The 20346-nt window shown below is 63.3% G+C and carries 18 protein-coding genes; 13 read left to right on the forward strand and 5 right to left on the reverse strand.

The features are described 5' to 3' along the window. The 9 genes from QQF40_RS12670 to QQF40_RS12710 all read left to right on the forward strand — a co-directional run bounded on the left by QQF40_RS12670 (window position 1) and on the right by QQF40_RS12710 (window position 10235). Window positions 1-864, forward strand: a complete 864-nt coding sequence (locus QQF40_RS12670; RefSeq protein ID WP_175089497.1) for a WbqC family protein — start codon at window positions 1-3, stop codon at window positions 862-864. Beyond that, a complete protein-coding gene (locus QQF40_RS12675) occupies window positions 855-2324 on the forward strand; it encodes a lipopolysaccharide biosynthesis protein (RefSeq protein WP_285461540.1) in 1470 nt (489 codons plus the stop codon). The genes QQF40_RS12670 and QQF40_RS12675 overlap by 10 nt, the downstream gene beginning before the upstream one ends. Further along, entirely contained in the window at window positions 2318-3442 is a 1125-nt protein-coding gene (locus QQF40_RS12680) for a glycosyltransferase family 2 protein (protein ID WP_285461541.1), read from the forward strand. The genes QQF40_RS12675 and QQF40_RS12680 overlap by 7 nt, the downstream gene beginning before the upstream one ends. Before the next feature lie 142 nt (window positions 3443-3584). Beyond that, window positions 3585-4574, forward strand: coding sequence for a phosphoribosyltransferase family protein (locus QQF40_RS12685; RefSeq protein ID WP_285461542.1), 990 nt, complete (start codon window positions 3585-3587; stop codon window positions 4572-4574). Between the two features lie 114 nt (window positions 4575-4688). Beyond that, on the forward strand, window positions 4689-5486 hold the full coding sequence (locus tag QQF40_RS12690; protein ID WP_285461543.1) for a glycosyltransferase family 4 protein: 798 nt from the start codon (window positions 4689-4691) through the stop codon (window positions 5484-5486). An 8-nt stretch (window positions 5487-5494) separates the two neighbouring features. Next, on the forward strand, window positions 5495-6613 hold the full coding sequence (locus tag QQF40_RS12695; protein ID WP_285461544.1) for a hypothetical protein: 1119 nt from the start codon (window positions 5495-5497) through the stop codon (window positions 6611-6613). A 180-nt stretch (window positions 6614-6793) separates the two neighbouring features. Continuing rightward, window positions 6794-7960 (forward strand): glycosyltransferase family 4 protein, encoded by a 1167-nt coding sequence (locus tag QQF40_RS12700; protein ID WP_285461545.1) that lies wholly within the window; start codon window positions 6794-6796, stop codon window positions 7958-7960. A 17-nt stretch (window positions 7961-7977) separates the two neighbouring features. Continuing rightward, window positions 7978-8457: a hypothetical protein gene (locus tag QQF40_RS12705; RefSeq protein WP_285461546.1), complete on the forward strand. Its 480-nt coding sequence runs from the start codon at window positions 7978-7980 to the stop codon at window positions 8455-8457. Window positions 8458-9128: 671 nt separating this feature from the next. Then, entirely contained in the window at window positions 9129-10235 is a 1107-nt protein-coding gene (locus QQF40_RS12710; RefSeq protein WP_285461547.1) for a glycosyltransferase family 4 protein, read from the forward strand. A gap of 34 nt (window positions 10236-10269) precedes the next feature. Here the strand turns inward: QQF40_RS12710 and QQF40_RS12715 are convergent, their stop codons facing one another. From QQF40_RS12715 to QQF40_RS12725, 3 genes are all read right to left on the reverse strand, one after another. After that, window positions 10270-11526 (reverse strand): NAD(P)/FAD-dependent oxidoreductase, encoded by a 1257-nt coding sequence (locus tag QQF40_RS12715; RefSeq protein ID WP_285461548.1) that lies wholly within the window; start codon window positions 11524-11526, stop codon window positions 10270-10272. A gap of 242 nt (window positions 11527-11768) precedes the next feature. Then, the gene (locus tag QQF40_RS12720) at window positions 11769-12341 is read right to left on the reverse strand and encodes a carboxymuconolactone decarboxylase family protein (protein WP_175089506.1); all 573 of its coding nucleotides are present in this window, start codon (window positions 12339-12341) and stop codon (window positions 11769-11771) included. 65 nt (window positions 12342-12406) lie between these two features. Further along, window positions 12407-13735: an aspartate aminotransferase family protein gene (locus QQF40_RS12725; protein ID WP_285461549.1), complete on the reverse strand. Its 1329-nt coding sequence runs from the start codon at window positions 13733-13735 to the stop codon at window positions 12407-12409. A gap of 165 nt (window positions 13736-13900) precedes the next feature. On the opposite strand from QQF40_RS12725, the gene QQF40_RS12730 reads away from it, so the two are divergent. The 4 genes from QQF40_RS12730 (at window position 13901) to eat (ending at window position 18766) form a co-directional block, all read left to right on the forward strand. Then, window positions 13901-14833, forward strand: coding sequence for a MurR/RpiR family transcriptional regulator (locus QQF40_RS12730; protein ID WP_285461550.1), 933 nt, complete (start codon window positions 13901-13903; stop codon window positions 14831-14833). A 178-nt stretch (window positions 14834-15011) separates the two neighbouring features. Beyond that, window positions 15012-16418 carry an ethanolamine ammonia-lyase subunit EutB gene (locus QQF40_RS12735; protein ID WP_285461551.1) on the forward strand — a complete coding sequence of 469 codons (1407 nt, stop codon included), beginning with the start codon at window positions 15012-15014 and terminating at the stop codon, window positions 16416-16418. Next, on the forward strand, window positions 16415-17275 hold the full coding sequence (gene eutC / locus QQF40_RS12740) for an ethanolamine ammonia-lyase subunit EutC (RefSeq protein ID WP_285461552.1): 861 nt from the start codon (window positions 16415-16417) through the stop codon (window positions 17273-17275). The genes QQF40_RS12735 and eutC overlap by 4 nt, the downstream gene beginning before the upstream one ends. Window positions 17276-17347: 72 nt before the next feature. Further along, the gene (eat, locus tag QQF40_RS12745; protein WP_285461553.1) at window positions 17348-18766 is read left to right on the forward strand and encodes an ethanolamine permease; all 1419 of its coding nucleotides are present in this window, start codon (window positions 17348-17350) and stop codon (window positions 18764-18766) included. A gap of 110 nt (window positions 18767-18876) precedes the next feature. Here eat and thiE read toward each other — a convergent pair whose 3' ends face one another. Next, window positions 18877-19500, reverse strand: a complete 624-nt coding sequence (gene thiE / locus QQF40_RS12750; RefSeq protein ID WP_285461554.1) for a thiamine phosphate synthase — start codon at window positions 19498-19500, stop codon at window positions 18877-18879. After that, a complete protein-coding gene (thiM, locus tag QQF40_RS12755; protein ID WP_285461555.1) occupies window positions 19490-20317 on the reverse strand; it encodes a hydroxyethylthiazole kinase in 828 nt (275 codons plus the stop codon). The genes thiE and thiM overlap by 11 nt, the downstream gene beginning before the upstream one ends. Between the last annotated feature and the right edge of the window lie 29 nt (window positions 20318-20346).

A 20346-nucleotide genomic window follows, 5' to 3' on the forward strand; every position in this document is an offset into this window, starting at 1 on the left:
ATGAACATCGCGATCATGCAGCCCTATCTATTCCCGCATATCGGCTATTTCCAGCTGATGCATGCCTGTGACGAGTTTCTCGTCTATGACGATGTCGCCTTCATTCCGCGTGGCTATATCAATCGCAACAATGTGCTGCTGGGCGGCAGGGCGCATCGCTTCACGCTGTCGGTGCCCAAGGCATCGCCCAACCGCCTGATCTGCGAGCTCGTCTTCGGCCCGACACCTGACAGCCTGCTGACCACGCTGCATCACGCCTATGCCAGGGCACCGTATTACGCACAGGTCATGCCGCTGCTGCAGTCGGTGTTCCAGCATGAAGACCGCCGCATCGGGGCGCTGTGCAAGTACAGCTTCGAACGGGTGTGTGACTACCTGGGGCTGGAGTGTCGCTTTCTGCTCACCAGCGAGCTTGAGCACGACCGCAGCCTCAAGGCCCAGGACCGCCTGATCGGGATGTCACTGATGCGCGGGGCCAAGGGTTACATCAACAGCATCGGCGGTCGCAAGCTCTACCAGGCGGCTCCCTTTGCGGCCCATGGCATCACGCTGTCATTCCTCGCAAGCCAGCCGAGTGACTATTGCCAGACACCGCGTGATTCGTGTGGCGAGGCGGGGGCAGATATATGCCGCCCAGAGCGTCACGAGGAGTTCGTCGCCGGCTTGTCGATCATCGATATGCTGATGTGGTGTTCACCGAGCGAGGTGCGCGACAGACTCGCCGAGTACCAGCTGCTGCCGGAAGGCCCGGAGCTGCTGCGCGCCGCGGGCAATGTTGCTGGAGACACGGCCTCTGTGCCGGGGCCGCTGGTGCGCGATGTCTCCACCCACTCGGTTCAGGGAGGCCTCGCCTCGTGTCACTGAGCAACAAGACCGCCATCGGCATTCTGTGGAATTTCTCCGATCAGCTATTGCGGCGTGGCATGGCCAGTCTGGTCACGCTGCTGCTGGCGCGGCTGCTGGTACCGGAAGATTTCGGGTTGCTGGCGATGGTGCTGGTCTTTCTGACCATCGCCTCGGCCATGATGGATTCCGGTCTTCAACAGGCCATCCTGCGCATGCCGACCCTCGGGCCGCGTGATGCCAGCACCGCCTTCTTCAGCAATATCGCCTTCGGGGTGCTGGCCTACGGCCTGCTGTATGCCAGCGCCCCCCTGATCGCCGACTTCTATGCCGAGCCACGCCTGATCGTGCTGGTGCGTATCGGCGGTATCGTGGTGCTGATCAATTCCTTCGAGGTCATTCAGGGCGCGATGCTCAACCGCGCTCTGGATTTTCGCACGCGCATGAAGGCTGGCATTCCCGGCAGCGTGGTGTCGGGCGGGGTGGCTGTGCTGCTGGGCTGGCTGGGCTTCGGGGTCTGGGCGCTGGTGGGGCAGATGTTGACGGCGGCGCTGGTCACTACCGCCCTGATGTGGTGGTGGGGGAGCTGGCGGCCACGACTGGAATTCGATGTGGTGTCCTTCAAGGCGATGTTCCGCTTCGGCTACAAGATGTTCCTGTCGCGCATGCTGGATGTGGTGTTCGTCAATCTTTACGTACTGCTGGTCGCCAAGCTGTTCTCCGCTTCGGTGGCGGGACTGTTCTTCTTCGCCGAGCGTCTCAAGGAGCTGGTGATCAATCAGCTGGTGACGGCGGTGCAGAACGTGACCTTCCCGGCGCTGGCGAGCATCCAGGAGGACCCGGTACGCCTCAAGAATGCCTATCGTCAGATCCTGCAGGTCATGGTCTATCTGCTGTTCCCGGCGATGCTGTTGCTGGCGGCGCTGGCCGAGCCGCTGTTCCTGACGCTATTGCCCAGCCGGTGGCTTGCGGCGGTGCCTTATCTGCAGCTGATGTGCATCGCGGCCGTCATGTATCCCCTGAGCACGCTCAATCTCAATGTGCTCAAGGTCAAGGGCCGCTCGGACCTGTTCCTCGGGCTCGAGATCATCAAGAAGGTGTTGATCTGTGCGGTGCTGGCGGTGACCTGGCGCCATGGCGTGATGGCGATCCTGATCGGCCAGATCGTGGTGGCGGTGGTGTCCTACATCCCCAATGCCTGGTTCTCGCGGGCGTTGATCAACTACAGCATCCGCGAGCAGCTGGCCGACTTCCTGCCGGCTCTGTGGCTTTCCGCTGCGGTGGCGGGCGCCACCTGGTGGGCCGTGCCTGCGCTGTTGGCCATCTGGCCGGCGCCGGTGGTGCTGGTGGTATCAGGCCTGCTGGCAGGGGCGGCCTATCTGTTGCTGTCCTGCTGGTTGCGCTTCGCGGCCTGGCAATACGGCGCCGGATGGATCCAGGAGCGTCTTTCACAACGGAAAGTGGGGAATACTGCATGTTAGAACTGAGCTATGCCCGGGCACTCGCGACGCCTCTCATGGATGGCACACCGCAGTCGGGCCCCTTGCCTGTGCCGCCGGTGCCTGCCGAGGAAGTCGCCATCATGGCGGAGTGGGAGGGCGATCTCAGCGCCCCGCGCGTCTCGGTGATGTGTTTCGCCTTCAATCATGGCGATTATATTCGCACGGCGCTGGATGGCTTTTTGATGCAGCGTACGCGTTTTGCGTTCGAGATCGTCGTGCATGACGATGCCTCGACCGATGGCACGCGGGAAATCATCGAGGAATATGCGGCCCGTTACCCGAACATCGTGCGGCCGATCCTGCAGGACGTGAACCAGTATTCACAGCATATCTGGCCGATCACCTTCTGCATGCCGGTGATGCGTGGCGACATCATCGCCTACTGCGAAGGCGATGATTACTGGATCAAGCCCGACAAGCTGGCCCGTCAGGTCGCCTTGTTCGACGCCTATCCCGAGGCGACGGTCTGTTTCCATCCGGCGCTGGAGTTCAATGAAGCCACCGGCGAGCACTCGCTCATCTGCCGCTATGCCGATAGCGTGAAGAAGATCTCTGCCGAGGCGGTGATCGGGCTGCGCGGCGCCTCCATTCCGTCACCGGCCTTCAGCTTCCGACGCGTCGACGCCACCGTCGACGCGATGATGGCGTCCTATCGCGGTGCCCCGATCATGGACTTCTTCCTGCAGTCCTACATGGCACTGCAAGGCGAGACTCTCTATTACGAAGATGCTGCCTGTGTCTATCGCCGCAATGCCAAGGGCTCCTGGACATCGCAGCAGCAGGAAAGCGAGGCCGAACAGCGCTATCAGCGCGACATGATCTCGGCCATCGACGTCTTTCATGCCAATACCCGGCACATGCCGCATTCCGACAGCCTGTATATCCCGCTCTATCACTACTTCAAGCAGTACGTGATGGCGCCCGCGAGCCCCATGCAGCGCCTGGCCAACTTCCGCCAGGGGGTCGCGCTGCTTTCGCACATGGACCGCAGTCGGCTGCTGCGCCTCGTGCGCCAGGATGTGATGACCAGGTTGACAGGCACTCGTCGCCGTCGTGTGACAGCCGACAGCGCAGTACAGAAGCGGAAAAGCGCCTGAATGCCCCGATTATCGGGGAGATGAGGGCGAGAGAAGCGTTTGATGACAGGACGTCGTCAATGACATCAAAAAAGCGCTGCAACACACAAAAGCGCGAAGGATATCGGCCTCGGGCCGTCGTGAGTCGCAAGGGGACCGCAACATGAATTATCGCAGTTATGCCGATCTGAGTTCGGATATCGCCAGGCAGTTGCCGCGCCTGCAAGCCGGGAATTTCGATCTGATCGTCGGGATCCCGCGCAGTGGCATGGTGCCGGCCTACATGATCAGCGCCATGCTCAATCGAGCCTGCACGGACCTCGATACCTTCATCGCCAACGGCTCGCCCGGCAAGGGAATGACGCGCAAGCTACGTGGTACGGCGCAGAGCGCCTGGGAAAGTCAGCGTGTGCTGTTGGTCGATGACAGTTTCAACAGTGGGGCCTCGCTCAAGGCCTCCCTGGCGCGCATTCCGCAAGAATGTCCCTGTGACATCACCACCTGCGTCATCTATGCCAACCCGGCACCGGTGGTGGGGGTGGACATGTATCTGGTCGAACTGGAGCACCCGCGTGCCTTCCAGTGGAATCTGTTCCATCACCCGGCGCTGGCCGATAGCTGCCTGGATATCGATGGTGTGCTGTGCCTCGACCCGACGCCTGAGCAGAACGATGACGGCCCGCGCTATCGCGACTTCCTGACCAACGCGGCGCCTCTGCATATCCCGACCTACCGTGTGCACTCGCTGGTCACCAATCGGCTGGAAAAATATCGTCCCGAGACGACCGCCTGGCTGGCCCGTCACGGTGTCGAGTATGACCACCTGATCATGCTTGACCTGCCCAGCAAGGAAGAGCGCCTGCGCCAGAACCGCCATTCGAGCCACAAGGCGGATTACTACCGTGACTCCGGCTGTCGCCTGTTCATCGAGAGCGAGGTGGGGCAGGCCACCAACATCACGCGCATGACCGGCAGGCCCGTCTACTGCGTGGATGCCCACCAGATGATGACCCCCGAGTGGGCCTCGATGTCAGCGCAGAAGAAGGGCCAGGTGCTGATGTGCACGTTCAAGCGCATGGCGCGCCGGGTCGTGACCTGGTTGCCGGCGCCGCTGGCCCGCCAGGCGCGCAGTGTCTATCAGCGACTGGCCTGAACGCAGAGAAGTAAGTGGGGCTGACGATGAGCGCCATGCGCAGATGGCATGGCGCTCATCGTGAATTGACTCGATCGAGCCTGGCTCAAGGCAAACACTGGCGAAGGAGTGGCAATGAAGACGCATCGGATGGCGCTTTTGGTCGTGGCACGGCAGATGACCCTCGAGACTCGCCAGATGCTGGCGTTGGCGGCGGGGCTGACGCGCCTGGGGCACGAGGTGGACCTCATCGTGCCCCAGGCCCATGAGGAGTTGATCGAAGGTCTGGCCCATGGGGTGCGGCTGGTAGAGCTGGGCGTGCACACTGAGTTGACGGGCGTGCTGGCCCTGACGCGCTATCTGGCGCGTCATCGCCCGTGTGTCCTGTTGTCCAGCGGCCTGGAAGCCAACCTCAATGCGCTCAAGGCGCGCCGTCTGGACCGTTGGCGCGTGCCGGTGATTGCACATCATGCCGTGACACCGGCCACTGAACTGGTGGCGGCTGGCAGCAAGGCGCGGGGCCTGAGGCGCAGGATGGCGCTCAAGTATCCGCATGCGGCACTGGTGCTGGTCGAAAGCGATGAAGCCGGCTGCCAGGTACGCCACGAGGGCGGAATCGAGGCCGCGCGCGTCGTGACGTTGCCGTTGGCCCCTGATGAGGAGACAGGAGCGCTGAGCGAGCATCAATTGATGCAGTGCCTGTCGTTGATGCTGTCGGCAGCCCAGGTCGAGGGCGCATCTCCTTTCTCGACCCGGGGCTGGCAGGTCAGCAGCGGGGGAGCTGCGGCTGGCCTCGCGCAGTCCTCGTCAACGCTCGACACCTCTGGCGTGGTGAGTCGCCAGGCCCCCAGCGCTGATACCGGCGCGTCCGCGCCCCTCATGACATCCGCCAGTCTGCAGGCCGAACTGGCCAACAGCGGCGCACGAGAATAAGTCTTTCCATGGAACACATTCTGCTCGACCTGCCCAACCTGCTTGTCTGTCTGGTACTGGTGATGGTGGGCTTTCTGCGTGGTTGGGTAACGCGCAATGTCGCGATCATCCTGAGTCTGAGCAGTGCGGTGCCGTACCTGTTGAACAATGTGCTGTTCGATGCCGAGTACATGCCGGACCAGTTCCGCTACTGGGAGCAGGTATTGGCCATGCGCAGCATGGACTGGGGAGCGATGGATCATTCCCTGACCGTCTCGGTCTCGTCGGGATTTCTGGCGCTGTTGCCGTTGCCGCTGGCGGAGACCATCACCAGCCTGGGCTTCTTCAACAAGTTCCTCTATATCGGCGCACTGATGGTGCTGATTCGCCGCGGCATCATCTCCCACGCGGTATTGCTCTTCGTGCTGTGCTACCCGAGCCTGGTGCTCTACAGCTCACTGAGCCTGCGCGACACCCTGGTCACCGGCTTCATGCTCGGCAGCTTCCTGCTGGCCATCGAACGTCGGCCGGTGTGGGCGCTGATCTTCCTGTTGCCGTTATGGATCATCAAGTTCCAGAACGCTCTGATCATGCTGATCTTCCTCGGCATCTATCTCCTCTACGACGTCAGCCGTCAGGGCCTGTCGACCAGGCGATTCTGCTGGTTGCTGGTCGGGCTGGCCGCCAGTGTGCTGGTCATCTATCCGCTGGCGGTCGACCAGATCAACTTCTTCCGCGCGGCCATGTATCTGGAAGATGGCGGCAAGATCGAGGATGTGGAAGTCATTCAAGGCTTCGGGGACTTCGTGGTGACGGGGATCCAGGGCGCGCTCTATTTCCTGATCAAGCCATTGCCCTGGGAAGCCGCCAATGTGCTGCAGTTGATCCAGTCGGGAGAGAACCTGCTGGTGGTCGCCTTCCTTGTCTGGCTGACCCTCAAGTGCTGGCAGATCCAGCGTGAGAAGACGCTCTTCTGGCTGCTGTATCTGATCGGTGCCTTCACCATCTATGGGCTCGTCGTCTTCAACTACGGCACCGCGGTGCGCTATCGCTTCCCGTTCCTGGTCATCTATGTGGTGTGCATGGCGCATGACACAGGACTGGTGCGGCTGTGGCAGCAGCAACGCCGGCCTGCGTTGCTGGACTGACCTGCTGGACCGAGCTGCTGGACTGGGCCACGACGCCCTTCCTTTCGCGCTGGTGTCGCTGCTCGATCGTCTCTCTTGTCGATGGTTTCTCTTGTCGATGGCCTCTCTTCGGGATGCTGCCGGTCGCGCGGGCTCAAGCTCGCGCATGTTCTTCTTCGCATGACACGCAAGGAATGCCCCATGCCAACACGTGACGCACAGCCCTCCACGGTGGTGCTGGTCTCCAACTCGTCGTTCTTTCTCTACAACTTCCATCGCGGCGTCATCGAAGGGCTGCGTGACTCGGGGTATCGCGTGGTATGCCTTGCACCCACCGATGCGCATAGCGAGTACCTGGTGAACGAGCTCAAGGTCGAGCATCGTGCGCTGGGCATGGAAGGCAAGGGCACCTCGCTGATCGGCGAGGGCAAGAGTCTGCTGGCATTGTTGGGGACATTGCTGAAACTCAAGCCACGCTATGTTCTCAACTTCACCATCAAGGCCAATGTCTATTCGGGGCTGGCCTGTCGGCTGCTCAAGATTCCTTACACCAACAACGTCTCGGGGCTGGGCACCGCCTTCATACATGACAGCTGGCTGTTTCGTCGGGTACGGGCGCTGTATGGCTTCGCCAACCGTGGCGCGCGTTGCGTGTTCTTCGAGAACCGCGATGACCAGCGTCTGTTCATGCGCCTCGGGCTGCAGAAGTCCACACCGTCTGTCGTGCTGCCCGGCGCCGGTATCGACCCGCAACGCTTCGCCTTTGCCCCGCAGCCGCAGACGCCACCGCTGACCTTCGTGATGGTCGCACGCCTGATCGGCGACAAGGGAGTACGGGAATACGTGACGGCGGCCGAGCGTCTGCATGAGCGTTATCCGCAGGCACGCTTCTGGTTGATCGGCCCGTCGGGAATCAGCAATCGCACCGCGATCAGCGATGAGGAAATCGCGGCCTGGCGCGAGCGCGGCATATTGCACTACCTGGGCGAACAGCGGGATGTGCGCCCCTTCCTGGCCGAGGCCAATGTGCTGGTGCTGCCGTCGTACCGGGAAGGCATGCCGCGCACGGTGTTGGAGGCAGCCTCGATGGGACGTCCGGCGATCGTCAGTGATGTGCCGGGCTGTCGCAGCTCAGTCAAACCGGGCGTTACCGGATGGCTGTGCGAAGCGGCCGATGCCGAGTCCCTGGAGCAGCAGATGCAGGGCTGTCTGGACATGCCGCACGCGGCGTTGATGGAGGCGGGGCAGGCGGCACGCGTGCGTATCGAGCGTGAATTCGATCAGCAGATCGTGGTGCGTGCCTACCTGGGCTGTCTGCAGCACACACTGGATATCGAGTTGCGTAAGTCAGTACTCGCTACTGCGTGAGGTAGGACGCTAACATATTGACACCGTTGGATTTTCGTCAGGAAGATGAAGAAAATCGTTCTCGACGGTTGGGCAAATATCAGGAACTGCTGCTGGATTTAACGCGCATAATGGCCCCGCGAGTGAGAGTGACAGGCGCCTGCCTGGAGAGCTCAATCGGTCGGGACAGTGCTTCTTCTTGCAATGACACACCGGGTGTCGCTGAACAGGCCGTCTCGCTGGAACGCGATCGATCGTTATCAAAGGGAAGGATGCCCGTGAATACCATCAACAGAGAGCAGAATGTCGTCATGAGTGGATATCGTTTCTGCGCCCAATGCGGGGGCGCCAGCGTACATCGCGTAAAACGCCATTGGTGGCAGCGACTGGCCGGCAAGGCGCCGCTCTATCACTGTGAAGATTGCGGCATCATCCATCGCGTCTCGACTGAAGCCATCACTGCCAGCCGGACGAGCAAGCAGGACGCTGAATCGTCTCACCCGATTGCTGACCGCTGATCCTGTCTCCAGGTGCCAGCATTGAGCGATTGAGATGAACCTGGCGCGCCGGCAGTGGATCTGGCTCGTCATCACCCATGCCACGGCGCGCGTTGTACGCCCACCCCGATTCAGGACAAGCGTGCTTCTCAGAAGGCGGGGGTGAGCAGGGCGCGTTGAGCTGGCCTCTCGCATGCTGCTTGGCAGTGCTCGTTCAGCGCTCAGACCGCTTGCCACTCTCGATTTCGAACTCGATTTCGAACTCGCTTCTCGAGCTTGCTTTCCGTGCTAGCTCCCCGTGTCGGCTTACCACGCACGCTCCTATTGCCGTGTTTCCTGCTGACGCGCTGTCCTGCTGACGCGTTGTCTTTCTGGACGTGCTGTCTTTCCGACGTACTGGCTTTCCGAAAAGGTGCCTGAGGCATCTTTCTCCATGAAGCTGTCATGTCGTGTGGCCCGCCGGTCGTCTTGCTTTCAGTAGTTTTGCGCGACCATGCCTGCACTGGCTTCTGCATTAGCGTGCTGGGCCAGGTCGCACCGCTTCATGTCTTTCCCCCTATCTCCCGCCATCGACCCTCGTCGGTGGCGGGTTTTTTCTGCGCCGCAGTCGGGCATTTCGATCAAGCAAGGCGATATCTCGTCTGCTGTCGGGTGCCTCGCGGCGAGCATTTCCCTGTGGAGCGCATGAGCCAATGAAGATTCTGTTTGTCGTCGGTAATCTTTCCAGTGACGGAGGCACGGAACGTGTCACATGCGAAATCGCCAGCGGACTGGCGCGCTCGGGTCATGAGGTGATGATCGCGAGTCTGTTCGGGCCAGCGACCAGCTCGTTTGCCCTGGAGACCAGCATCACGACCTGTTACCTGAATCTGAAGGAAGCCAGAGGCGGGGCCCGGCGTTCGCTGGGCATCAGTTCGGCGCTGCTGGCCAAGGTCCGTCACCAACAGGCTGATGTCGTGGTGCTGGTGGATTCGATCCTGTTCGCCTTCTGTGCGCCGTGGGCTCCGTTCCAGCGCGCCCGGATCATCTGCTGGGAGCATTTCAACCTCGCCACCGATCATGGTTCACGCCTGCGTTCGGTGGGGCGCTCGACCGCCGTGCGCCTGGCCGACGCCATCGTGGTGCTCACCGAGCGGGACGCCGAGGCCTGGCGAGCGCGCTACCGCATCCGCGACAAGGTCGGCGCGATCTGGAATCCGGTACCGCACTTCCCCAGGCCCAGCGAAGAGAGCACAGCGTCGCGTACCGTGCTGGCTGTCGGGCGACTGACGGAGCAGAAGGGCTTCGATGTGCTGCTGAATGCCTGGCACAAGGTCGTGTCGGCCCACCCTGACTGGCGGCTGCGCATCGTCGGTTGGGGCGAGGATGAAAATGACCTCAAGGCCCAGGCCTGGACATTGGGCCTGAGTGACAGCGTCGTCTTCGTGGGCCGCACCTCACAGGTGGAAAAGGAGTATCAGCGGGCGGCGCTGTACGTGATGAGCTCACGCTGGGAGGGGCTGCCGATGACCCTGCTGGAAGCGCAATCCTTTGGCTTGCCGGTGGTCTCGACAGATTGTGAGACCGGGCCTGCCGAAATCCTGGCCGGCGGCAGTGGCGTGCTGGTGGATGTCGAGGACGATGAGGCTCTGGCGCGCGAGATCCGTGACCTGATCACGGATGAGGCTCGTCGCAGCGAGATGTCCCTGCTGGCACGCGACAATGCCGCGCGCTTCGATGCCGACACCCTGTGCGGCGAGTGGCAGCAGTTGCTGGAGCGCCTGACCACCGGTCAAGCCCGCATCGCGGATGCCTCGTAAAATAACGCCCTGACATCAGAGATGGAGCATGGTTTCAAAACCGAGCGGGGGAGCAGGGCGTGATCCACTCTGGTGAGCCTTTGGCTAGACATTCGCTGACCAGGCGCCCCGTCACGCCTGCAAGTGTCACCCCGATATGCTGATGGCCAAAGGCATGAATCACGCGAGGCTCATTGGGTGATGGGCCGATCACCGGTACGCAGTCGGGTAGGGTGGGACGAAAGCCCAGCCAGCGCCGGGCGACCGGGGCGTTGATTCCCAGCACCTTGCGCACCCGGCTTTCCAGATAGTCGAAACGGGCCGGATTGGCCGGCCCCGCAAGCGAACTCAGCTCCACGGTGCCGGCCACTCGCAGACGCGCACCCTCGTCGCTGTGCAGTGGCGTCATGTAGAAGGCGCTTTCCACCGGGCAGGTCGGGCGGTTGAGCGGCGAGTGCTCGAGATCGAATTCGATGTGATAGCCACGCTCGGTATCCAGCGGAATCCTGTCGCCGAGCTGGCGGGCCAGGTTTGCCGACCAGGCCCCGGCTGCCAGCACCACTCTATCCGCCCTGAGTCGCCGGCCATCGGCGTACTCCAGCAGCATGCCGGAGGCCTGTCGGCTCAGGCGGATGACCTCAGCGCTGACGATTCGGCTCTCTTCGCGCAGCGGGGTGGCCAGGGCGTCGATGAACACCTGCGGGTCGTCGAGGTGACAGGAGGAGGGGAACAGCACGCCGCCCGCGGTGTGGCCTTCCATGGCCGGTTCCAGCGCGATCAGCTCGTCCGCCGTCAGCACCTGCTGGTGGATGCCGAGCTGATCGCGTAGTTGGATATCGCCCTGTGCGGCCTGCAGGTTCTCGGCCTTGCCGTAGGCATACAGGCAGCCCTTGCGCTGAATCATCGCGGCAGCGGCGGGGGCATCGTCGAGCAGCGGCTGGTAGTCCGTGTAGGTATGGCTGAGCAGCCGGGCCAGCATCTCGCTGTTGGCACGAAAGCGAGTGGCGTTGCACTGGCCCATGAAGCGCATCAGCCACGGCGAGAGCCTGGGCAGGCACTTCCAGTCGATGACGAAGGGCGAGTCAGGCGACAGCAACAGCGAAGGCATGCTGCGCCAGATTTCCGGGCGAGCGATGGGCAGGCAGCCGTAATCCGCCAGAGTGCTGGCATTGCCGAAGGAGGTGCCGCTGGCGATGCCTTCGCGTTCGATCATCATCACCTCGTGGCCGTTGCGCCGCAGCCACAGGGCACAGGCGACACCCACGGCGCCTGCGCCGATCACCGCCACTTCCGTGTGTTCGCCATCACTCATCGAGTGCTCACCTTGTGGTCATCTTGTTGTTATCGAGGTGTTGTCATCCTGGCGTCGATATCGAAGCGCCGTCATCGAGGTATTCGCGCCGCAATGACGCACGCCCCGAGGGTGGCCGGGGCGCAGCAGGAGACCTTCGAGAATGCCTCGCGTGCGACAGCTGGGCAAGCGCGCTGTGGCCGTGCGTGTCGTACTCAAGCGTTGCGGGCGTGGCGAAATCCAGGCCCTTCAAGACACGCGCTTCAAGTTCGGCTCGGCTCCTCGAAGGGTAGCGGGATGTCATCACCGCGCCGGACGGCGAAGACATTCAGCGTCATGGCCACCAGGGCGTAATACCCCAGTACTCCGACCAGCTCCACTACCACGGTTTCGCCGAACATCGCGACGGCCTCGCCGTACAGGGCATCATCGATGCGCCGCTTGGCGTAGAGCGCGCGGGTGATGCGATAGACCAGCCGCTCATCGTCCCGTGTAAATTCGGGTTCACGCTCCTCGCGCAGCGCCGTGATGACCTCGGGCGCGAGGCCAGCCTGCTCGGCGATCGGCGCGTGAATCTGCCATTCGGCCTGGGATTTCCACCACACCGCCGTGGTGAGAATCGCCAGCTCGCTGAGGCGCAGCTCGAGGCCGGTGGCGTAACGGCAGAAGGCGCCGAGGCGCTGGGCATGATCGGCAAGCTCGGGGCTGTGGATCCAGGCCAGGAAGGGGCCGTCCAGATTGCCGCGCGGGCCGCTGAGAATCTCGGCCAGTACCTCGCGCTGAGCCGTGCTCATGCTGGCGTCATCCAGTTCGGTCAGACGTGATGTGATCGCCATGAAAGTCACTCCTTTCAAAACCATTCAAAGATCGTGGGGCAGGCAATGCGCCTGCAGCTGAGCCGTCACAGGCTGGCCAGGGCGGTATCGATGGCACGCCCCAGCCTGGCGGTGAGCTCGTCCAGGTGCGACTCCTGAAGAATGAACGGCGGTGCCAGCAGGATGTGATCGCCCTGGCGGCCATCCAGGGTGCCGCCCATCGGGTAGCACATCAGGCCTTCAGCCATCGCAGCCTTCTTGAGCCGTGCGTGAAGCTTTAGGGTCGGGTCGAAGGGGCGCTTGCTGTCGCGATCCGCCACCAGCTCCAGTCCCTGGAAGAGGCCGCGACCACGGATGTCACCGACATGGGCGTGATCCGCGAAGCGCTCGTTCAGGCGCGCCTTGAGCCCCTCGCCGAGGACGTTGACGCGAGTGAGCAGGTCGCGGGCTTCGATGGTCTGCTGGACTGCCAGCGCCGCGGCACAGGCGGTGGCATGGCCGATGTAGGTATGACCGTGCTGGAAGAAGCCGGAGCCATTGGCGATGGCATCACGGATGCGCTGGCTGACCAGGGTCGCGCCGATCGGCTGGTAGCCGGCGCCCAGGCCCTTGGCGATGGTGATCAGGTCCGCCGTGATGCCTTCCTGCTCGGCGGCGAACAGGCTGCCGGTACGTCCCATGCCGCACATCACCTCGTCGAGAATCAGCAGCACGCCGTAGCGATCACAGACCTCGCGGATGCGTCTGAAGTAGCCGGGTACCGCCGTGACGGCGCCCAGGGTGGCACCGACCACCGGCTCGGCCACGAAGGCCATCACATTCTCGGCGCCCAGTCGCAGGATTTCCTCCTCAAGTTCCGCGGCGAGACGAATGCCCATCGCCTCGGGCGTCTCGGCGAGCTGCTGGTCCCGATAGGCGTAGCAGGGGCTGACGTGGCTGACGTTGATCAGCAGCGGCTCGAATTGCTGACGGCGCCAGGCGTTGCCGCCGGTGGCCAGCGCACCCAGCGTATTGCCGTGATAGCTCTGGCGCCGCGCGATCAGATGCTTGCGCTGGGGCTGGCCGATCTCGACGAAATACTGACGGGCCAGCTTGAGAGCCGCCTCGACCGCTTCCGAGCCGCCGGAGACGAAGTAGACGGAGTCGAGTCCTGCAGGGGCGCGTTCGATGAGAAAGTCGGCCAACTGCTCCATCGGGTCACTGGTGAAAAACGAGGTATGCGCGTAGGCCAGTTGGCTGACCTGATCCTTGATGGCCTGCGCCACGGCCTCGTCGCTGTGCCCCAGGCATGACACGGCCGCACCACCGCTGGCATCCAGATAACGGCGACCCTCGCGATCGACGATGTAAGGGCCATCGCCCTTTGCAGCGATGGGATAGTCCTGATTGAGGTTGCGATGCAGTACGTGACTCATGTGGGCTCCGGGGGGCAGGGGTGCGAAGGTGTAATGCAAATATGTAGTGCATTTATGTTTTATGCAATAAATCATTGCATAAAGTCGCCTGAATCTTCGGTCTCGACCGGCCAGAGATGCTACCGTTGCCGCCATCTGTCCTGTCCCTTGCCAAGGAGGCGTCCCATGCCCCCATCCTCACAAGCCCCCGGGCCCGTATCCCCTGACTCGCCGCCGGAGACCCTGGAGGGGTTGAAGCAGCTGCTGGTGGCGATTGATCGCCGTGAGGTGGATATCCGCCTCGGCGCGAGTTCCCGGCGTGTGCTGGCGGTGCTGATCGAGTCCCCGCAACGCACGGCGGTGTCTTCCATCAGCCAGCTGGCGGAGCTGACCGGCGTGAACGCCTCGACCTTCTCGCGTCTGGCCCAGCGGCTGGGTTACGAGGGCTTCAGCCGATTTCAGGCTGTCTTCCGTCAGGCGGTGACGGATGGCGAGCATTTCTACAGTCAGCAGGCGGCGCGACTGTCGTCACGTGATGCCGACAGTGGTGCCATGGCGCAGCTTGCGCGGCTGGGGCGTCAGGAAAGCGCCAACATTCTCGGCATGCTCGAGAAGGTGGACGCCGCGGCCTTCGAGGCCGCGACCACCTTGCTGGCCGAGGCACCGCGCGTGCGCCTGCACGGCATGCGCCAGTTCAATTCCCTGGCACTGTTCATGGCCTATGGGCTGGGCATGCTGCGCCCGGACGTGGCACCGCTGGACGCCAGTCGTCAGGGCGTGGCCGATGCACTGGCCCAGCTGTCGGCGGGTGATGTGCTGGTGGTGGCCAGTTGCTTCCCCTATACCCCAAGCGTGGTGGCCTGCGCCGAGGTGGCGGTGGAGCGTGGTGTCGAGGTGATTGCGCTGACCGATTCGGCCAGTTCTCCGCTGGAGCCGCTGGCGCGCTACAGCTTCCATGTGCCCAATCACAGCCTTTTTTATAGCAACAGCATGAGCGCCTTCATGTTCCTCGCCGAAGGTCTGCTCAGCGAGGTGGCCAGCAAGCTGGGTGAGGCCGGGGTGGCCTCGCTCAAGCATCGCGAGGCGATCATCACGAAGCTGGGGGGCGCACGCGGCTGACCCCCGCGACTCACTGCACCGAGCGTGAACGCGGGTATGCACCATAGTGGTGCTAGCGCAGCCCTATGCAATGCGGCTTCAAGGCGCATGCGGGACCAAAGAGGCATGGAGAGATATTGGCGTGATTCCTGCAAACCGACTGAGATGAAATGACATCTGTCAGTGCAAGGAATTTTCCATGAGCCGCGAGTACCGTTATACCCTGGGCAGTCAGGTCCATCGTTTCGCCAATCTGGCGGAGTTGATGGCCAAGGCGACGCCCGCCCGCTCCGGAGATCGTCTTGCTGGCGTGATCGCGGAAACCGCCGAGGAGCGAGTCGTCGCGCAGCTGTGTCTGGCGGAGCTGCCCCTCAAGACCTTCCTCGAAGACGTGCTGATTCCCTACGAACAGGACGACATCACCCGCCTGATCATTGATGAGCATGATCCGGTGGCGTTCCTGCCGATCGCGCATCTCACCGTCGGCGACTTCCGCAACTGGCTGCTGAGTGACCTCGCGACGCCGGCGATGCTGGCGCAGGTGCGTGCCGGCATCACCCCCGAAATGGCCGCCGCGGTCAGCAAGCTGATGCGCAATCAGGATCTGATTCTGGTCGCAAGGAAGTGCGAGGTGCTCACGGCCTTTCGCAATACCATCGGCAAGAGCGGCCATCTCTCGACCCGCCTGCAGCCCAATCATCCTACCGATGACGTCACCGGCATCGCCGCCAGCATTCTCGATGGTCTGCTCTACGGCAACGGCGACGCCGTGATCGGCATCAATCCGGCCACCGACAACGTGGCCCAGAGCATCAAGCTGATGCGCCTGATGGATGAGGTAATCCAGAAGTATTCGATTCCTACCCAGTCCTGCGTGCTGACCCATGTCACCAATACCATTGAATGCATCGAGCAGGGCGCCCCGGTGGATCTCGTCTTCCAGTCCATCGGCGGCACCCAGGCCACCAACGAGAGCTTCGGTGTCGAGCTTTGCGTGCTGGCGGAGGCGCAGCAGGCCGCGCTGTCGCTCAAGCGCGGCACGGTGGGCGACAACGTGATGTATTTCGAGACCGGTCAGGGCAGTGCGCTGTCCGCCGATGCCCATCACGGCCTGGACCAGCAGACCTGCGAGGCGCGCGCCTATGCAGTGGCCCGCAAGTACTCGCCGTTGCTGGTGAACACCGTGGTCGGCTTCATCGGTCCCGAGTATCTGTTCAATGGCAAGGAGATCATCCGCGCGGGGCTTGAGGACCACTTCTGCGGCAAGTTGCTGGGCCTGCCGATGGGCTGCGACATCTGCTACACCAATCATGCCGATGCCGATCAGAACGACATGGATACCTTGCTGACGCTGCTCGGAGTGGCGGGCTGCAACTTCATCATGGGCATCCCCGGCTCGGATGACATCATGCTCAACTATCAGACCACCTCCTTCCACGATGCCCTCTATGCCCGGCGGGTACTGGGCCTGGGCCCGGCGCCGGAATTCGCCGCCTGGCTCGAGGAGATGCAGATCTTCACCAATGTCGCCCAGCAGAAGCTGCCCACTGACATGCCGTCCTGCTTTGCCGATTCCCTGCGTCAGGTATCCGGAGGTGACGCATGAGCCATGACCAGCCCTCTGCTGACGCACTCTCGCGCAGCCTCGAACCTGATGCCATCGTCACGCCCAATGCCTGGCAACGGCTTGGCCAGTTCACGGATGCGCGCATCGGCCTGGGCCGTGCCGGCATCAGCCTGCCGACCAATCGTTCGCTGGAATTCCAGCTGGCGCACGCCCGCGCCCAGGACGCCGTCCACCTGCCGCTGGAGATTCCTCGACTGATCGAGGATCTCCAGCAACTGCCTGCACTCGAGAACGCCCCGGACATCCAGCATCTGCATAGCCGCGCCGTAGACCGCACCACCTATCTGCAACGCCCCGACTACGGCCGGCGTCTTGATGAGACCTCGTGTGGGCAGCTGTCCAGCCTCGCAGCGGAGCCTGCGGATCTGGCCATCGTGGTCGTCGATGGGCTCTCGTCTCTGGCGGTACAGAACAACGCCGCGCCCTTCATCGCGGCATTGCTGGAAACGCTTGCCGAGGATGGCCCGGATGCCTGGACGCTCACACCGATCAGCGTGGTGGAGCAGGGGCGGGTCGCGATCGGCGATGAAGTCGGTGAGCTGCTCAAGGCGCGGGCGGTGCTGGTGATGGTCGGCGAGCGCCCCGGCCTCAGCTCTCCGGACAGCCTCGGCCTCTATCTGACCTGGCAGCCGCGCGTCGGCCTGAGCGATGCCAGCCGCAACTGCATCTCCAACGTGCGCCCGGCAGGGCTCGACTTCGCCATGGCCGCCCAGCGTCTGCACTACCTATTGCGCGAGGCACGCAAGCTCGGTCTCACCGGGGTGGGGCTCAAGGACAGAAGTGGCGACAACTCGCTGGAGAGCGGGGGCGGTATCCAGAACTTCCTGCTGTCCTGACGGGCCGGCAGCGCAGCAGCGGGAAACTCCCGATCCAACAATGACAATGCTTGACGGCAACAAGGCGGCACCATGACTCGCGACACGCATCACGACACGAATGAGCAGGGGTATCTGGCCAGACGCCAGTTGAAGAAGGGCACGGCAGGTTGGGTCCTGCTGGCGGGACTCGGGGTCTCCTATGTGATCTCCGGCGATTTCGCCGGCTGGAATTTCGGTATCGGCGAGGCGGGCTGGGGCGGCTTCGCGATCGCGGCGCTGCTGATGGGCATCATGTATCTGGCGCTGGTGCTGTCGCTGGCGGAAATGTCAGCGGCCATTCCGGCCGCCGGCGGCGGTTACAGCTTCGCGCGTCAGGCCATGGGCCCGGCTGGCGGCTATCTCACCGGCCTCGCGGTATTGATCGAATATGCGCTGGCACCCGCGGCCATCGTCATCTTCATCGGCAGCGCGGTGGAGTCGCTGCTGGGGATCAATGGCCCGATCATCTACGCCATCTTCTATCTGGTGTTCATCGGCATCCACCTGGCGGGGGTCGGCGAGGCGCTCAAGGTGATGATGGTGATCAGCGGCCTGGCGGTGTTCGCGATCATTGCCACCGCCGTCGCGCTGATCGGTGACTTCGACAGCAGTCGCCTGTTCGACATCGCACCTACCGACGCCTGGGGGGCCAGCGACTTCATGCCCAATGGCTGGTATGGCATCTGGGCGGCGCTGCCCTTCGGCATGTGGCTGTTCCTGGCCGTGGAAGGGGTGCCGCTGGCGGCAGAGGAATCGCGCAATCCGGTTCGTGATGTTCCGCGTGGCATCATCGGCGCCATGCTGTTTCTGATGTTCACCGCCGTGCTCGTCGTCTTCCTGCTGGCCGGTGCCGCCGGTGCCGAGGCGATCGGCAGCAGTGCCGTGCCGCTGGTGGATGCGCGGAACGCGACCGGCAGTGAAGGGCTGGCAACGCTGGTCAATGTGCTGGCCCTGGCGGGGCTGGTGGCGTCGTTCTTCTCGATCATCTACGGCTACAGCCGTCTGGTGTTCGCGCTGTCACGAGCCGGCTACCTGCCCAAGACGCTGTCGCTGACCAGCAAGCGCAAGGCGCCGACCTGGGCGCTGGTAGTGCCGGGCATCTTCGGGTTCCTGGTCTCGCTGACTGGCGAGGGCGATCTGATCCTGGGCATGGCGGTGGTGGGGGCGACAGTCTCCTACGCGCTGATGGCGGCCAGCCATATCCTGCTGCGGCTGCGTCAGCCGGCGCTGGAGCGTCCCTATCGCACGCCGGGCGGCATCGTGACGTCCGCCATCGCACTGGTGCTCTCGCTGATCGCGCTGACCGGGGTCTATGCCTTCGACCCGCGTGCCTTCAATTACACCGTGGTGCTGTTCGTGGTGGGCATCGCCTACTACACCATCTTCAGCCGTCATCGACTGGTGGCGAAGACCGCCGAGGAGGAGTTCGCGCTGGTGGCGAATGCCGAGAGTGACCTGGCGGCCAGCTGATCCGCTCAAGCAGTTCAATCAGCTCAAGCCCTCAGGTAGCAAAGACGCCAACGCCCGCCATGACTGACCATGGCGGGCGTTGGCGTCTCTATCTGATGGGTGGGATCAGATCAGAAAGGATACTGCGCCAGGAATTGCTGGGCGGCCGCGGCGGGGTCTTCGGCACTGCACAGCGCCGATACGACGGCGAGGCCGTCGGTGCCGCTGGTCATGACTTCGCCGGCATTGGCCAGCGAGATACCGCCGATGGCGACCGTCGGCAGCGGGCTTGAGCGCACGAGCTGCGTGAGCCCCTCGATGCCCAGCGGCGCGGCATGATCCGGCTTGGTCGGGGTGGCATGGACCGGGCCGAGGCCGAGGTAGTCGAGGCGCTCGACATCGACGGCCTTGAGCTGCTCAAGCGTCTGTACCGACAGGCCGATCAAGGCGTCCTCGCCGAGACGGCGACGCGCCTCGACCGGGTCGCCATCGCTCTGACCGATGTGCAGGCCATCGGCGCCACTGGCCAGCGCGACCTCGATGCGGTCATTGATGATCAGCGGTACCTCGTACTCGTCCAGCAGCGCCTTGAGGCGGATGGCCTGGGCGATCATCTCCTCGTCGCTGGCGTACTTGTCGCGCAGCTGCACGACACTGACGCCACCGCGTACGGCGGCCATCACGGTGGCTTCCAGGCCGCGCTCGGCGCACAGCGCGGGGTCGGTGACCAGGTAAAGGGATAGATCAAGTGACATCGGTCAGCTCCAGACGAGAGGCTAGCAGGGTGGAATCGGCGTCGAGAGTATACAGGGCATCCATGAAGCGTGGCACGAAGCTGCCCGGCCCTTGCGCTGACTGGCCCGCCGTCTCACCGGCCTCGGCGTAACAGGCCAGCGCGGCGGCGGTGGCCTGCAGGGTCTCGTCATGTCCGGCGAGAAAGGCGGCGACCACGCTGCTCAGCGCGCAGCCCATGGCAGTGACGCGGCCCATCAGCGCATGGCCACCTTGAACCGTGATTTGGCGCTTGCCATCGGTGACGATATCGACACGGCCAGTCATTGCCACCACGCAATTCTGCGCGCGCGCCAGGGCGACGGCTGCCCGATAGGCGCGCTCCTGCGCATCCTCACCATCATCGCCACTGTCCACGCCGCGGCCCTGATTCATCTCACCGACCAGCGCCAGCACTTCGGAGGCATTGGCACGAATCACGCTGGGGCGATATTCCAGCAGCGAGCGGCAGGCATACTGGCGCAGGCTGGAGGCGCCGATGCCGACGGGGTCCAGCACCCAGGGTTTGCCATCGCGGTGGGCGCACATCGCGGCCAGCTGCATGGCCTCGATCCAGCTGGGTGAGAGGGTACCGATATTGATCGACAGCGCTGCACTGATGGCGGAGATCTCCTGGATTTCCTGCTGTGCATGCGCCATCAGCGGCGAGGCACCGATGGCCAGCAGGGTGTTGGCGGTCGGCGTCATCGCGACATGATTGGTGATGTTGTGCACCAGCGGAGTGGTCTGGCGCAGCTGATTCAGCAGGCTGCCGGGGGAAAGGGATGACGATGGGGTCATGGGATCTCGTGACTGGAGAAAGGAGGCAT

The organism is Cobetia sp. LC6, from assembly GCF_030264805.1.
GTDB lineage: Bacteria > Pseudomonadota > Gammaproteobacteria > Pseudomonadales > Halomonadaceae > Cobetia.